This window comes from Methanothermobacter marburgensis str. Marburg, from assembly GCF_000145295.1.
GTDB classification, from domain to species: domain Archaea; phylum Methanobacteriota; class Methanobacteria; order Methanobacteriales; family Methanothermobacteraceae; genus Methanothermobacter; species Methanothermobacter marburgensis.
This window is the reverse complement of record NC_014408.1, coordinates 1,346,797-1,362,176: the sequence shown is the minus strand read 5'-3', so window position 1 is coordinate 1,362,176 and position 15,380 is coordinate 1,346,797. Positions and strand designations below refer to the sequence as shown.

14 protein-coding genes are annotated in these 15,380 nt (G+C 40.6%); 9 read left to right on the top strand and 5 right to left on the bottom strand.

Features of this window, described 5'->3' with window-relative positions; genetic code table 11:
- Nucleotides 1–4 precede the first annotated feature (4 nt).
- Both MTBMA_RS07210 and kaiC read right to left on the bottom strand, forming a co-directional pair.
- Entirely contained in the window at nt 5–250 is a 246-nt protein-coding gene (locus MTBMA_RS07210) for a circadian clock KaiB family protein (RefSeq protein ID WP_013296268.1), read from the bottom strand.
- 16 nt (nt 251–266) lie between these two features.
- Complete coding sequence (gene kaiC, locus MTBMA_RS07205) at nt 267–1,676, bottom strand: circadian clock protein KaiC (RefSeq protein WP_013296267.1); 1,410 nt, start codon at nt 1,674–1,676, stop codon at nt 267–269.
- Nucleotides 1,677–1,815: 139 nt separating this feature from the next.
- Between kaiC and MTBMA_RS07200 the strand changes: the two genes are divergently transcribed.
- Complete coding sequence (locus MTBMA_RS07200; RefSeq protein WP_013296266.1) at nt 1,816–2,754, top strand: ATP-binding cassette domain-containing protein; 939 nt, start codon at nt 1,816–1,818, stop codon at nt 2,752–2,754.
- Between the two features lie 38 nt (nt 2,755–2,792).
- Nucleotides 2,793–3,557, top strand: a complete 765-nt coding sequence (locus MTBMA_RS07195) for an ABC transporter permease (protein WP_013296265.1) — start codon at nt 2,793–2,795, stop codon at nt 3,555–3,557.
- On the opposite strand, the gene MTBMA_RS07190 is transcribed toward MTBMA_RS07195, so the two are convergent.
- On the bottom strand, nt 3,558–4,589 hold the full coding sequence (locus MTBMA_RS07190) for a hypothetical protein (RefSeq protein WP_013296264.1): 1,032 nt from the start codon (nt 4,587–4,589) through the stop codon (nt 3,558–3,560). It abuts the gene before it with no gap.
- A gap of 587 nt (nt 4,590–5,176) precedes the next feature.
- Between MTBMA_RS07190 and MTBMA_RS07185 the strand changes: the two genes are divergently transcribed.
- The 7 genes from MTBMA_RS07185 (at nt 5,177) to MTBMA_RS07155 (ending at nt 14,082) form a co-directional block, all read left to right on the top strand.
- A complete protein-coding gene (locus MTBMA_RS07185) occupies nt 5,177–5,698 on the top strand; it encodes a hypothetical protein (RefSeq protein WP_013296263.1) in 522 nt (173 codons plus the stop codon).
- A 169-nt stretch (nt 5,699–5,867) separates the two neighbouring features.
- Complete coding sequence (locus tag MTBMA_RS07180; protein ID WP_013296262.1) at nt 5,868–7,883, top strand: type I restriction-modification system subunit M; 2,016 nt, start codon at nt 5,868–5,870, stop codon at nt 7,881–7,883.
- A 19-nt stretch (nt 7,884–7,902) separates the two neighbouring features.
- Complete coding sequence (locus tag MTBMA_RS07175) at nt 7,903–9,210, top strand: restriction endonuclease subunit S (protein WP_013296261.1); 1,308 nt, start codon at nt 7,903–7,905, stop codon at nt 9,208–9,210.
- Between the two features lie 34 nt (nt 9,211–9,244).
- A complete protein-coding gene (locus tag MTBMA_RS08825; protein WP_148215585.1) occupies nt 9,245–10,054 on the top strand; it encodes a hypothetical protein in 810 nt (269 codons plus the stop codon).
- 48 nt (nt 10,055–10,102) lie between these two features.
- Complete coding sequence (locus tag MTBMA_RS07165) at nt 10,103–12,991, top strand: type I restriction endonuclease subunit R (RefSeq protein ID WP_013296259.1); 2,889 nt, start codon at nt 10,103–10,105, stop codon at nt 12,989–12,991.
- A gap of 218 nt (nt 12,992–13,209) precedes the next feature.
- Nucleotides 13,210–13,401, top strand: a complete 192-nt coding sequence (locus MTBMA_RS09365; protein ID WP_013296258.1) for a DUF6414 family protein — start codon at nt 13,210–13,212, stop codon at nt 13,399–13,401.
- 333 nt (nt 13,402–13,734) lie between these two features.
- Complete coding sequence (locus MTBMA_RS07155; RefSeq protein ID WP_048901227.1) at nt 13,735–14,082, top strand: DUF6414 family protein; 348 nt, start codon at nt 13,735–13,737, stop codon at nt 14,080–14,082.
- A 249-nt stretch (nt 14,083–14,331) separates the two neighbouring features.
- Here the strand turns inward: MTBMA_RS07155 and MTBMA_RS07150 are convergent, their stop codons facing one another.
- On the bottom strand, nt 14,332–14,685 hold the full coding sequence (locus MTBMA_RS07150; protein WP_013296255.1) for a hypothetical protein: 354 nt from the start codon (nt 14,683–14,685) through the stop codon (nt 14,332–14,334).
- Nucleotides 14,686–14,705: 20 nt separating this feature from the next.
- Nucleotides 14,706–15,365 (bottom strand): methyltransferase domain-containing protein, encoded by a 660-nt coding sequence (locus tag MTBMA_RS07145; RefSeq protein ID WP_238523364.1) that lies wholly within the window; start codon nt 15,363–15,365, stop codon nt 14,706–14,708.
- Nucleotides 15,366–15,380 lie beyond the last annotated feature (15 nt).

Here is a 15,380-nt window from a genome sequence, read left to right as displayed (position 1 = left end):
CACCTCAGATACCTATGAATCTGCGCAGGGCATCAGGGTCATTGAGGTCCCCTATAACCCTCCGCCTGGGGCCCGGGCTTATCCTCTCCAGGGTCGGAATGGCAATGACTCCATTCTCCCTTGCAATCTCGGGGTCTCCACGGACATCAACAACCTCTAGCTTCGCATCATCACCCATAACATTCCTGAGGTTTTCAAGGGCCGCAGCTGAAAGGTTATCACCGGCGATGTATATGCGAAGATGGATCATGACTCATCCCCCACTCTCACCAGGATCCCCCCTTGATGAGAATCCCCCTTTCAGTGAATTTCAGCTCTGCGACGCTGCTTGAGTGGTCCATTCCCCTGCTCTTTAGTATGCGGAGGAGCCTCTTGTAATCACCGTTGGTCCTCACATGCTCCAGGACAATCCAAGTATCAATCAGTGATGAGATCTCAAGTTCAGTCTGGGTTGCGGTGACCGGTGACCTTATAAGGTATGTGAAGAGGGAGGTCACACCCCGTGACTTCAGAAAATCGGTGAACCTTATGAAGAGGTTCTTTGCATTGCTGACCCTATTTGAGGGTCCACCTGCAGCTGCAAGGCCAGTAACAGGGTCCACAAGTACAGTATCAGGTTTGAAGTCCATTACAAGGTCCTGCATCTCGGTCAGGTGGGATTCAAGTCCCAGTGATGTGGGCCTATCGGAGTGTATCATGAGTTTATCATCAGTATGATCTTTGAGCTGGATCCCCACCGATTCCATGTTCCGGATTATCTGATCTGCGGGCTCCTCATTGGCAAAGTAGAGGCAGCGTTCACCGCGGCGGCAGGCCTCATAGGCAAATTTTGAAAGAACGGTGGTCTTACCGGCCCCTGTCGTACCTGATATGAGGACACTGGAACCCCTGTATACACCCCCACCCAGCATATCATCCAGGTCAGGTATCCCTGTGGAGACGAGTTCCCGGCTGACACTGTAATCCAGTTTGAGGGAGGTTATCGGGAAGATTGAGATTCCTCTCTCATTGATGAGGAAGGGGTACCTGTTGAGGCCGTGGCTGGAGCCGCGGTACTTGACTATTCGCATGTGTCTTGTTCCAACCTCCCCATCGAAGGTGTGGGTGAGGTGTATGACACAGTCGGAGATGTAGTCCTCAAGTCCATGTGTTGGTTTACCCCCCGAGTCGCCGGCGGTGAATACGCTTGTAACCCCCATCCCATTCAGCCAGGATATGAGGTGGCGCAGTTCCATGTGGAGGGGCCCCCTGTCTGATACACCATCAAAGAGGCTGTCCACCTTATCAAGGACAACCCTGCTGGCCCCGGTGGTTTTAACAGCATCCTCGATCCTTATCTTAAGGGCATCCAGACTGTAGGATCCTATACTGGGGTCAGGTGCCCCTGAAACGTCTTCAATAAATATTTTACCATCTTTAATCAGTTTTTCAAGGATCCTGTCATCTGTCTGGAAGTTCTCAACAATGTTATCTGCCGGTTCATCAAAGCTCACAAGGACACCGTGCTCCCCGTAGTAGGATGCCCCATTCAGGAGAAACTCAACTGCAATGAATGTCTTTCCGGTACCTGGGCCACCATAGATGAGTGTGTTCCTCCCCTGGGGAAAACCACCCCCTGTTACCATATCAAGACCCTTTATACCGGTAGGTGACTTTTCAATGGACCTGAACCTCAATCAACCACCCCACACAGGAAGAATAGTGGGAAACCCTGATGTGATCCCCCTAATGGATTTTCACTTAATACTATATTAATCACTGGAGGCATAAAATACTTGTGACGACCGGATGTGAGCATCAGCTGAAGGGGTTCCTATGGGTAACATAATTGAAACAGAGGGTATAAGCAAGAGATATGATGATTTCCTGGCGGTTAACTCCGTGGATCTTGAGGTCCCTGAAAACTCCATTTACGGTGTCCTTGGGCCTAACGGTGCAGGTAAAACCACACTGATATCCATGCTCTGCACCATACTACACCCCACATCCGGGAGGGGTATGGTAAACGGCTACGACATTGTAAGGGAGGCCAGGAAGGTGAGGGAGTCCATAGGCATAGTCTTCCAGTCAAGGGCCCTCGACGACATACTCACAGGAAGGGAGCACCTTGAAATGCACGCCGCCCTCTACGGGGTCCCCAGGGACATAAGGAAGAGGAGGATAGATGAGGTCCTTGAACTCATCGCCCTGGGTGATAAGGCCGATGAGTATGTGAAGACATACTCTGGGGGTATGAAGCGGCGTCTCGAGATAGGCCGCGGCCTGATACACCACCCCCGGGTGCTCTTCCTTGACGAGCCAACCCTTGGACTCGACCCCCAGACAAGGGAGAGCATCTGGAGGTACATAGAGAGGCTCAACAGGGAGGAGGACGTTACCGTGCTCCTCACCACCCACTACATGGAGGAGGCAGATAAACTCTGCGATGAGGTGGCCATAATGAGCCGTGGGGAGATAATAAAGGCTGACAGCCCCTCAAACCTCAAGAGGGAGCTTGGGGCGGACACCATAACGGTCAGGGTTGACAGGGCAGATGAATTCCATGAACTCCTGGTGAAACAGGACTACGTTAAGAAGGCCTACCTGGTGGATGACGAGGTCAAGGTGCTGGTTGAGAGGGGCGAAAACCTGGTACCCGAGATCGTTAACCTTGCAGCGAGGACTGGATTCTACGTGAGGTCAGTAGAACTGGAACACCCCACCCTTGAGGACGTGTTCATAAGGTACACAGGTAGGGGTATAACTGAGGCATGATATGGTGAAATTGGGGGTAGTAGGTGAGGTTTGATATCATGGCGGAACTTGAGGGCATATATACAATATGGCTGCGTGAGATGAAGCGTTTCTTTCGTTACCGTTCAAGGATAGTCACATCTGTGGTAACCCCCCTCCTCTGGCTCATAATATTCGGCACAGGTCTGGGGGCTGCTGTGAGGTTCGGCGCAGTGGCCGGGGGCTACAGGGCCTTCATCTATCCGGGTATAATAGGTCAGACAATACTCTTCACCAGCATATTCTCAGGGGTCTCTGTGATAATAGACCGCCAGTATGGGTTCCTGAAGGAGATACTGGTTGCACCCATATCAAGGCCCTCAATAGTGATCGGGAAGGCGCTGGGGATAAGCACTGCCTCGATGATACAGGCGGTCATCCTCCTTGTCCTATCATTCATAGTGGGAGTTACAATGTCCCCCATCTGCTTCGCTGTTAGCATGGTGATAGCCCTCATAATATCCATGGGTCTCGGCGGCCTGGGCCTCATGATAGCGGCCTTCACAGACAGCATGGAGGGGTTCAACCTCATAATGAGCTTCATAGTGCTCCCAATATTCCTCCTGAGTGGGGCTCTCTTCCCAATAACCGGACTCCCTGCCTGGCTTCAGGGCGCGGTCTATATAAACCCACTGACCTATGCAGTAGACGCCCTCAGGTTCACAATACTGAGAAATTCGGTGCTTCCACTTGAGGTTAACATTGCAGTGATATCGGTTTTTGCAGTTATAGCCGTCCTTGCAGCGGCCTTCCTCTTCAACAGGAAGGAGCAGAGTTTAATGTAATTAACCAAATACCCCAAATTCCCTGTTTGATGTGTTAAGCGGAAAAACATGGATATGGCTGCCACTCTGTGAGGAGGGAACGCTAACTGGGCTCACCATTAGTATAATCGATAGTATAAATTGGTATGCAACGAGTGAGGAGGGAACGCTAACTGGGCTCACCATTCCAGGGTATACCAGGAGCCCCTCAAGATCCCATCCTCTGAACAGGGGGGATTTTCTGAGATCCTCCACATAACTGAGAACTTTATAGATGGATTCAAGTCGGGGAAGTCCGGTATCTGTAACTGAAAACTTAACATCCCCCACCAGAGCCCTCTTATGACCTTCAGATTCATAGAGAACGGTTATATCGGGTTTTATAACACTTCCACCTCCTCCGAGAGCCTGCAGGAGGTCACCATAGTAGGTTGAGTGTTCAATTGCATTTAGCTTCACTTCCCATATTATCGTGGCACTTTCATTGCCCCTTTCCATCCTGATGGATATTTTCGATGATGGAAGATGTGAAAGCGCCTTTTCAACAGATTTAATATGAAATCCCATCTGGCGGAATTTATCCCATATTCTTGAGATCGCCCAGAGTTCATATATACTGTAAAATTCCTGAAGGGGCATCTCCACTCCATCCCCCTGCAGAGGGTGGATGAGGTTGAGGTAAATAACAGTGTCCCTTATCATCCGGAAGATGCTGTAAATTTCATTGTAAAGCCTGTTTCCCTCTGATATTAGTCGTTCAAGGATCTTTGATTCCTCAAGAATATCGATGGTGAAAAAGGCCCAGAGATGGTACCTGTCCATGATTCCAGCCGCTGATCTGAAGAGAGTCTGGCATAATTCAGACCTTTCACCATCAACCATTCCACCCACAAGTTCAGCTGCGCACATAAGGTAATATGCTGTCTGGGATATCATCCTGTTGAGTATGGTTTCATGGTCATGCCAGCTTTTAATGTAGATCCTGTAGGGTGATAGATTCAGTGATGAGCCAGTGTAGAGCCTTGAACCATGGTAATCTCTCCTGGAGCGCATTTCCCTGTGGATGGGGCCTGTCTGGAATAGTTCTTCAAGAACAATCTTAAACCTGGAGACAGACCGTTCAAGAAGGTTTATAATGAAAGAGGGGTTGGGTGGAAAATCTTTCTGTAGATGGTGTGAGAACGTCTCGGTTAACCTGAGTTTTCATTTATTACTCTGAAAAAAATCTTTTATAAGTTTTTTATGCGGGTCATTAACTTAACATGTCAGTTCAATAAATATATAAGACTATAGTTACATATTGTATTAAAGTAAAATCAGACCAAATTGGGATTGAAAATACAAGTACAATCACGTCGTTTCTGCAATTATTTCTTGAAATCAGACCAAATTGGGATTTTTACTTTAAAATAGGTCCTCTGGCATGGAAACACCAATCGATTAAATACAAACTTTACACATTTCTTCATAGCCTCTGAATGTTAATACTGATACTTTTCGCTTATAAAAATGACATGACATATGTAAGCTCTTTCACAATACTTAAACATATTTAAGTTAGTAGATGTTATATTCTAAACTAGTAGATATAGAATTCGAAGAGAATAGTTAAGTTGACATGGCTCTTGGGAGAAAAAAAGATGAACATAAAAGAAATTTTAATTACTAGCTATTGTTCTCCTCTTGTGGCAGCAATCTTTAGTTTTGTCGCCCCCTTTCTTTGTTCACATTTAATAAGATTTAATCTAAAATTTGTTTATTCTTACTCAAACATGATTTGCCAATTTTCAATAATACTTATAACAGTATGGATTATCACAGTCTTCATCCGCAGGAGGATGCGATATATGGTTCATCCATATGCAGCTGGATCTGCAATGGGATGGGTTGTTAATTTTGAATTGAGATATGATGGACTACTATGGAGAATAAGGACTCCCAACCCAGTAAATCGCAGTCAAGTAAATGAAAGGCTTGTTAATATTGAAGGTCCTAGATGTCCAAAATGCGAAACCGACTTAGAGCAGGTTGATAAATTTTATTGGTATGATATACGTTGTCCATACTGCAATTTCAGCAAAAAAACGTGGCTTCATATTGCAAAAAGTGAGGAACGAGTTGCAAAAATCGCTAGACGCCAATTAGAAAAATTAAAAAAGTAATAAACTAACTGATTAATAACTACAGACTGTAGATTGCAGTTTATATGTTGTTCAGGTCGATGATTTACTGACACACACCTTGGATTCCATTTTAGATAGGAGATAATTCATGCTTTGTAATATCATTGAAATCAATAATAACACATGAAAAAATTGTGGCGGTGCTTTAATGGAAAACCATCAGGACATAGTATCTTTTATATGGGACATAGCTGATCTACTGAGGGACACATACAAAAGAAACGAATACCAAAAGGTTATACTCCCATTCACAGTTTTAAAACGATTTGACTGCGTTCTAGAACACTCAAAAGATGATGTCCTAAGAAAGTACAACGAATATAAAGATAAGATAGAAAATCTTGATCCCATTTTAGAGGCAGCTGCCGTCGATAAAGATGGAAGAAAGCTTGGATTTTATAACTACTCAAAATATGACTTTAAATCCCTCCTTGAAGACCCTGATCATATCGAGGAGAATCTTATGCACTATTTGGACTGTTTCAGCCCAAATGTTAAGGACATCTTTGAAAACTTCTACATCAAAACGCATATAGAGAAACTTTCAAAGGCCAACCTTTTATACCTCCTCATAAAGAAATTTTCAGAGTCCAAGGTTGACCTTCATCCGGATAAGATATCCAACCATGATATGGGAATCATCTTTGAGGAACTCATCAGGAGGTTCTCCGAACAGTCAAATGAAGAGGCGGGACAACACTTCACGCCACGTGATGTTGTTAAGCTCATGACTCATCTTCTTTTTTTGGAGAATGGAGAGAATCTGAAGGAAAAGAACCTCATTAAGAAGATATACGACCCTGCGTGTGGAACAGGGGGCATGTTAACAAGTTGTAAGAATTTTGTAAGGGAGATAAACGACACGATTGATGTGGTACTGTATGGTCAGGAAATTAATGAAGAGATATATGCAATATGCAAGGCGGACATGCTTATTAAGGGCGAGCGCGCTGAAAATATAAAGGGACCATCAAGCACTCTTTCTGATGATCAGTTAAAGGATGAAAAATTTGACTTTATGATATCAAACCCTCCTTACGGTCGTAAATGGGAGCAAGATAAAGAGGTTGTTGAAAAGGAAGCTGAACTTGGATTTGATGGGAGATTTGGAGCAGGACTCCCTGGAATAAAAGATGGGCAGCTTCTTTTCATACAGCACATGTTATCAAAGATGAAGGATGATGAAAAATCCAGAATAGCCGTCATTACAAATGGCTCACCCCTATTCACAGGCGATGCTGGGTCTGGAGAAAGTAACATCAGGCGATGGATAATTGAAAATGATTATCTGGAGACCATTATAGGTCTTCCAGATCAGTTATTCTATAACACGAGCATAAGGACTTACATATGGATCCTGACAAATCAGAAGTCCCCTGATAGGATTGGTAAGATACAGCTAATAGATGCATCCTCCAAGTACGTGAAGATGAGAAAAAGTCTTGGTAAGAAGAGACACCAATTAAGTGACAGGGATATAGACGATATTCTTACTTTCTACAGAAACTTCAGTGAAAACGATATGGTTAAAATATTTGATAACGATGACTTTGGTTACGTAAAGGTCACTGTAGAAAGACCCATGCAACTGAACTTTGAAGTGACTGAAGAGCGACTGCAGAATCTATACTCTATGAATGCATTCAGAAAATTGGCTGAGAGCAAGAATAAAAATATTGAGAAGAGAATGATTGAGGAGGAGAAAGGGAAAAAATTGCAGTTAGACATTATTAGGGCGCTCCAGAAAATTAATGGCCACTATAAAAACTGGAAGGATTTTGAAAAGGAAGTTAAAAGGACCCTGAAAAATTTTGAACTTTCAAACGCCTTTATAAGAAATATTATACATGCCCTTTCTGAACATGATGAAACTGCTGACTATGTTACTGATACGAGGGGTAATATAAAACCTGATCCTAAGTTAAGGGATACTGAGAGGATACCCCTAAAGGAGGATATCGATGAGTATTTCAAAAGAGAAGTCTTACCATATTATCCGGATGCCTGGATGGATCGAAAAAAGGATAAGATAGGTTATGAAATAAATTTCAACCAGTACTTTTACAAGTATAAACCTCCAAGATCTCTAGAGGATATTAATAGTGATATCCAGAAATTGACTAGTGAGATCTTGGAACTTATAAAGGATGATCTGGATGATTAGGGTTTGGGAGTAGTTTTTCATGAATTTAAAACCTTACCCTGAATATAAGGATTCTGGTGTTGAGTGGATTGGTGAGATACCTTGTGGGTGGAATGTGCACAGGTTTAAAATCCATTTTAAGTATATAAAAGGAAAGGTTCCTAAAGATCTTCGAGAGACTCCATCTGGGGATTCTCTTCCGTATCTTACTATGGATTATCTGAGAGGAAGAGAATCTAAGGTTTTTTACTGTGATTCTGATGGAGGTGCTGTTAGGGTTAATGATGGGGATTTGTTGTTGTTATGGGATGGTTCAAATGCTGGAGAGTTCTTAGAAGGCAAAGACGGTTATTTATCGTCCACAATGGTTAAATTAATTGTGTCAGAGATGGATCTGGGGTACTCAAAGTATCTATGCAAGGCTTTTGAGCCTTTGTTGAAGGATTTGACCACGGGGATGGGTATTCCTCATGTTAAAGATAATGTATTGGCAACTATTAGAATCCCATACCCTAGTTTAGAAGAACAAAGGAAGATAGCGTCCTTTCTAGATAGCAAGATATCTAAAATTGATCTAACAATAGAGAAGTATACTCGACTTATCGATCTTTTACAAGAAAAAAGAAACGCATTAATAAATCAGGCGGTGACGAAAGGTCTGAATCCTAATGTAAAAATGAAGTATTCTGGTGTTAAGTGGATTGGTGAAATTCCTCAAAATTGGGAATTAAGAAAAATATCTCGAAGTTTTGAGATTATTGGCAGTGGAACAACGCCCAAATCTCAAGATGGAAGTTATTATAATAGAGGCACCATCCCTTGGGTCATTACTGGGGATTTAAATGATTCTATTTTAAATGAAACATCAAAAAGGATCACAAAAAAAGCTTTGAGGGACTATAGTGCTCTAAAAATCTATAAGAAGAATTCCTTAATAGTTGCCATGTATGGCGCTACAATTGGAAAGATATCTTTACTTAACATAGATGCTTGTGTCAATCAAGCTTGTTGTGTATTGTCAAACAGTAATATATTAGACATTAAGTTTGTTTTCTATTGGTTTTTTAGTAATAGAGATAATATCATATCTTTAAGTGATGGTGGAGGGCAGCCGAATATTAGCCAGCATGTAATTAAAAACTTAAGAATTCAAGTTCCGCCTCTTAAGGAACAGAAAATTATTGTTAGTTATTTGGATCAAAATAGTTCAAAAATTAATTTGACAACCAAAAAAATCCAAAAAAATGTTGATCTTCTTAAGGAATACAAGAAATCGCTCATTTATCACCTTGTCACAGGAAAAGTTGATGTGAAAGAAAGAGTCGGTAAAAATGTCGACCTTAAATAAATTACAAAGACAAATATTTGAAAAGTTATTTAACATGAAGACAGGCTATGTTTTAGACTTTTCAAATAAAACCTTTCGAGATTTTGTTAGAACTAGTGTAGGTAAAGATATTTTTGATGAGGATTATGAAAAAGCATGTGACGAATTGGGTTATCCTAGTCACTCAAAAGCAAACAGATTAAGATGTTTCTGGGATATAGAATCCGATGCTACCGTTCATAAACTATTAAGAGATTTGTTGGACTACTATGAATATCTCTATGATTGCGACAATGAAAAAAATTGGAAATTATTCGAAAAAGCTAAGTTTATATTAGATGAATCACTGGAAACTGGTTCTAACGGCGAAGAATTTTTTTTACAGCGGGAATTTGATGTCCCCGATTTTTTTTCATTGGGATTTGATGAAAATATTGTGACTATGCTTAACTCAAGAATGAATGAGATCCGTATCTGTTTAAATAATGAGGCTTATTTAGCTTCTATTTTTCTCATCGGCAGCACTTTAGAGGGGATATTATTAGGGATAGCTTCTCAGTATCCTGAAGAATATGGAAGAGCAAATTCATCGCCGCGGGAGAAAAATGGTAAGGTTAAGAAATTTGATAAATGGAAATTAAATGATTTAATTAACGTATCCTATGAAATAGGATTTTTAAAAAGGGACGTGAAAGTATTTAGTCACTATTTACGAGATTTTAGAAATTATATCCATCCATATAAACAATTAGAGGATAAGTTTTATCCAAACAAACACACAGCTTTGCTTTGTGAACAAGTGTTAAAAGCAGCTATCTATGAATTATCAAGAATTGGTAATTTTATTAAAAATGAACCGAGATAAATTTTAAAACATTACAAAAATAATTGTGTACATAAGAGAGGATCCATAATGTCGACTGATACGTCTGAAAAGAGATTTCAGGAGCACATTATCAATTATCTTCTAAGCACGGGCTACCAGCGCAGAAAAAGTCATAACTATGATAAAACAGCTTGTATTGACCCTGAAATTACCCTACAATTCATAATGGAGACCCAATTGGAACAGTGGGAGCAATTGCAAAGAGTTTATGGGGAAGACGCAACAAAGAAATTCTTCCATAGGCTCATTTCCGAACTCGAAAGAAAAGGAACTATCTATCTCCTCAGAAATGGATTTCACGAGGCGGGTGCCCATTTTAAACTATTCTACCCCAAGCCCAATAATAACCGTAACCCCGACCTTTTCATGAAATTTGAGAGTAATATATTTTCAGTTATTGACGAACTTCAATATCATGAGAGAAAAAAAGATCGCCTTGACATTGTAATTTTTATCAACGGGCTACCTATACTCACCATAGAACTTAAAAATACGTTCACTCAAGGTGTTGAAAAAGCGATGGATCAGTACAGGAAAGATAGGGACCCAAATGAAAAATTATTCCAGCGATGCCTTGTGCACTTTGCCATGAGTGATGAGAAAATATATATGACAACAAAACTTGAAGGAGAGCATACCCGCTTCCTGCCCTTTAACAAGGGTCTCGAAAACCCGCCCCTGAAAAATGATTACAAAACGAGTTACCTTTATAATGACATCTTACAGGTCAACAAGCTCTCAAGACTTATTAACAATTTCATCTTCGTGGAAAAAAATGTGAGGACGGGTAATGAGACAGTAATATTTCCAAGGTATCACCAGTTGGAATGTGTTGACAGATTACTTGACGAATCAGTGCCGGGTCAAAATTACCTTATACAGCACAGTCCTGGAAGTGGCAAAACCAAGACAATATCATGGTTGGCACATGGATTACTAAACAAGTTTGACTCATTTGACAAGAGAATATATGACATGGTAATTGTTGTTTCAGACAGGAGGGTTATAGATCGCCAGTTACAAGACCAGATAAAGGCAATTGAGAGGCGGATTGGGATAGTTGAAAAAATTGATAGGGATTCCCATCAGCTTGCCGAGGCCCTCAAAACGGGAAGTAACATTGTAGTGACGACTCTACAGAAGTTTCCCTTTGTAATGGAGGAAGTAAGAGATCTCCCAAAGAGAAAGTATGCAGTTATAATAGATGAGGCACATTCAAGCCAGTCGGGTTCTCTTGCCAGGAAGATGAAGCAGGTATTAAGTGTTAAAAGCCTTGAAGAAGCGGCTTTAATTGACGATGTAAGTAATGACGTTCAAATGGAACTACTCCATGAAATAGAATCTTTTAGAGATCTTAAAAATGTGAGCTTCTTTGCATTTACAGCCACACCAAAAAACAAAACACTTGAAATGTTTGGGACAAGAAATGAGTATGGGGAATACCGTCCATTTCATGTTTACTCAATGAAACAAGCTATCAAAGAAGGTTTCATTCTTGATGTTCTCAGAAATTACATTTCATATAAGACATATTTCAATTTGATTAAGACGGTGGAAGAAGATCCAGAATTTGAAGAAAAGAAGGCTAAAAGAGTATTACGTAAGTTCGTTGAGGAACACCCCCATTCAATAAGGAAAAAAACGGAGATAATGGCGGATCATTTCATGAACTCTACTATCCACAAGATTGGTGGCAGAGCAAGGGCAATGGTTGTAACAAGATCCCGCCTACACGCAGTGCAGTACAAGAAAACATTTGATAAATACATCAGGGAGATGAATTACCCTATAAAAACGCTTGTTGCTTTTACAGGCACGGTCAAGCATGATGGTGAGGAGTATACTGAGACGTCAATGAACGATATCCCTCCATCTAAATCAATAGAGAATGCTTTTGAGGAGGATCCATACAGAATATTGATTGTTGCAAATAAGTACCAAACTGGATTTGATCAGCCATTATTACATACCATGTATGTTGATAAGCCGCTTAATGGTATCGCAGCAGTTCAGACACTTAACAGGGTCAACCGGATCATGAAAAACAAAAACGATACATTCATACTTGATTTTGCAAACAAACCGGAAACAATACAGAAAGCTTTTGAACCCTACTATGAGACCACATGTCTTGAGGAGGGTACAGACCCTCATAAACTCTACGAACTTGCGGATGTTCTTTTTGACTTTGGCATATTTGATAGGTTTGTTGTTGATAAATTTGTGATGGCCTATAAGAATGGAGATCCACAACCGGTTCTTCACAGCATATTATATCCTATCAGGAACCTATTCACTAAACTTTCAGTTGAAGAGCAGGTTAAATTCAAAAAGGCCCTCCGAAGGTACCAGAATATTTATTCATACCTGTCACAACTCATACCCTTCAGTGATGTTGACCTTGAGAAGCTTTATATATTCAACAAGTTCCTTAACAAAAAATTACCAACTATCAACAACCCACTACCCTTTAGCATACTTGAAGATGTGGATATAGAGTCCTATAAAATAGAGGAAAAGGGTGTGGTTGATATAAGACTCAAAGGGGGAGGTCTAATCCCCCCAATTTCAGAGAGTGCAGGCAATTTTACTGAAGATGTCAAGGAGCGGTTGTCACAGATCATAGCCGAAATTAACGAGACATATGGCACTAATTTTAGTGAGGATGAGATGGTATATATTTCACAAGTTAAAAACAAGCTCAAATCCAATGATGAACTTGTTGAAAAGATTGAAAAAAATCCTCCTGAAAATGTGAAGGCAATCTTTGGAGATCACTTTAAGGATGCAATGCTTGAGATGCTAGAAAAAAATACTGACTTGTTCAAGAAAGTTATGGACGACGAGAAAATTAGGGAATCGCTTGAGGAAGCTCTTTTTGAAAGTGTTTACAGGGAAATCAAAGGAAAACCGTGATGGCTCTGACTGCGGAAGACATGTTGTCTAGTAATGTTATGCGGTGTCACATGTTAGATAATGATAGCTCTTATTTGAAGGCTTCATGGTTAATTAATTTCTTAGTCATTTAAGGTCACCAGTGCCTTTTATAAATGCATCAATAGTTTTATAGTAAGTATTACAATTCTATAATGACAAGGCCCAATCGGGAGGCAGAATCAATTAAATGAGGGATTATGGGCGACGCTCATTTAGGAATACCTATCTATTTAGATACAAATGCATTATTAGATCTGCTTGCTTCAATGGAAGACGGGTTTAGCACCGCAAGTAAAATAACAACAAAAGAAAATCAATCGAATGCTAATAAGATTTCAGGAGATACTAGCTTTGGAATAAACGTTTATAGTTTGTTAAATAGGCTTTAAAGGCTCTGGATAAAAAGAATCAAGTGCAGATTCTGCAGAAGAGAGGGAAGAAGAAAGATTTCATACTTATGGTTCTTTAATGAACCGTTTAATAAAAATCTTAATGAAAAAGGTTTAATTAAAAAAGTCGAAGATGAGGATTCTTGGAATGATATTACTGTGTCTGATTTTATAGAATCGCGGGGAAACTTCGTCCCTAACCCTATTGTGAACTCCTTAGTAAGACTTGATAATCTTTTTGACTTGTTAATTTGTTTCACTGAAAAAGGTTTAATGCCACACCCCAACAATAACAATGATGAGGAAGAAATTAATATCTAAAAGAAATATTAGATGGCATTAAAGGGTTTATCTGAAGATAATTTTCAGAAGTATGTAATTGAGTTAAGGGACTTAAAAGATCATAAAATCGTTACCTATCTTTTTCATGAGTTTATAAGAGATCTCGCTGGTGTTGAGCTAGCTTATGGAGAATTTAAAATTTTAGGAAAAGTGGTTAGAAAACTAGAAGATGATGAATATATAGATTTATTAGAAGGTACAGCGGTGGGGTTGAGTGAAGAAATGATTACTTCCTTAGAAGATCCTTTAAAGGATATGAAGAAAGAATTTAAGATACCTCCAATCTTTACAAAGGTTGAACCACCAGCTATACAAATTATCCCCATAGCTGTTGTTTGACCTGTACTCACCCGATTACATATTTTTTCATATTTTTTAACCTTATAGAACGCGGTGAATGGATTGAAACTTTCTTTGATCATTACCGATCACCCATCAGTGGCATTTTTCGAAAATTTACTAGATTTCTTCTGATCTGGAGTCAACAATATAGTAATTGTAGGGGGGAATGTTCCAATGCTTCGGTCCTTAGGATTATAACATATTTAAATTCGTAATATATAGCTATAACGAATAAAAAATGAGGGCTCATCCGGCCCCACAGAGAAACCTTCCACTTACAGCGTCAACCCATGCCTCACCAATCACCATTTTGTAGGAGGGACTGGAGGGATTCCAGTCATACACCAGGACATGGTAGACGGGCCTCTTAATTCTAAGGCGGACAATCTTCCCCCTCGTATTAAAACCTGAGATGTACTTTGGGGGCTTCTTTATAAGTTTCGCCTTCAACTTTAACTTACTGTAATCCCCTGGAACGGATTTTTTAACAACCTTAATGGCCTTTGAGGAGGATATAAGGCCATAGGAAGATTCACTGAAGGCCATAGACCCGACAAAAACAATCGCTACAATTAAAGCAGCGATGGTAACTCTTTTCACAGAAACACCTCCCATAATCATCAATTATCAATTGATTTTATAATCAACATTTCATTACAGCCGGTCTCCTCATGGTATGGGACGCGCTGGATAAGTATTTCATGATCAGCAAATTCCTCCATTATCTCCTGAAGGTATATGGACCTCCTTCTTCTGTGAATGTTGGTAACTGGAAATATCCTCACCTCTCTTCCCACCCTCAGCATCTCACGCACAGCCTCAGCATGGAACCTGTAACTCAGTTTCTCCTCATAGAGGAAGAGGAGATTTGCAGATAGGACAAGATCAAACTGCAGGGCACTGAATGGTAGATTTGGCAGCTCCCCGGCAATGTAACCTGCAGGGTCTTTCCTGTAGTCACTCAGGAACTCCCTGAACACGGCCCTCCTGTAATCTTCAAGTGGCACGCCCTTAACCTTAATTCCACTGAGGAAATCACCATGAAATTTTATGTGCCTCTTGAAACTCTCTTCTGCCAGGGCTTCGAGTTCATCTGGTTTTCTAGTGTAGATGGGGTCAACTGCAGTTACATCAAAACCCCTTCCCTTCATTTCACTCCTGAAGGAACTTACACCTGCAGCGCAATCAAGTATCCTCTTTCCTGCAAGTTCATCATCTTTAAGGTTGAACATGTCGGTGTACTCTGAGAGCCCCCTTCCAAGGAGAAGTACTGATTTCATAAATATGTGTTTACT

Bases quoted from the DNA above. Each gene is read 5' to 3' on its own strand.
- MTBMA_RS07185 (WP_013296263.1), top strand. From the start codon at position 5,177: ATGAACATAAAAGAAATTTTAATTACTAGCTATTGTTCTCCTCTTGTG.
- MTBMA_RS07175 (WP_013296261.1), top strand. From the start codon at position 7,903: ATGAATTTAAAACCTTACCCTGAATATAAGGATTCTGGTGTTGAGTGG.
- MTBMA_RS07190 (WP_013296264.1), bottom strand. From the start codon at position 4,589: ATGCGCTCCAGGAGAGATTACCATGGTTCAAGGCTCTACACTGGCTCA.
- MTBMA_RS07195 (WP_013296265.1), top strand. From the start codon at position 2,793: ATGGCGGAACTTGAGGGCATATATACAATATGGCTGCGTGAGATGAAG.
- MTBMA_RS07155 (WP_048901227.1), top strand. From the start codon at position 13,735: ATGGCATTAAAGGGTTTATCTGAAGATAATTTTCAGAAGTATGTAATT.
- MTBMA_RS07200 (WP_013296266.1), top strand. From the start codon at position 1,816: ATGGGTAACATAATTGAAACAGAGGGTATAAGCAAGAGATATGATGAT.
- MTBMA_RS07145 (WP_238523364.1), bottom strand. From the start codon at position 15,365: ATGAAATCAGTACTTCTCCTTGGAAGGGGGCTCTCAGAGTACACCGAC.
- MTBMA_RS09365 (WP_013296258.1), top strand. From the start codon at position 13,210: ATGGGCGACGCTCATTTAGGAATACCTATCTATTTAGATACAAATGCA.
- MTBMA_RS08825 (WP_148215585.1), top strand. From the start codon at position 9,245: ATGAAGACAGGCTATGTTTTAGACTTTTCAAATAAAACCTTTCGAGAT.
- MTBMA_RS07165 (WP_013296259.1), top strand. From the start codon at position 10,103: ATGTCGACTGATACGTCTGAAAAGAGATTTCAGGAGCACATTATCAAT.
- MTBMA_RS07210 (WP_013296268.1), bottom strand. From the start codon at position 250: ATGATCCATCTTCGCATATACATCGCCGGTGATAACCTTTCAGCTGCG.
- MTBMA_RS07180 (WP_013296262.1), top strand. From the start codon at position 5,868: ATGGAAAACCATCAGGACATAGTATCTTTTATATGGGACATAGCTGAT.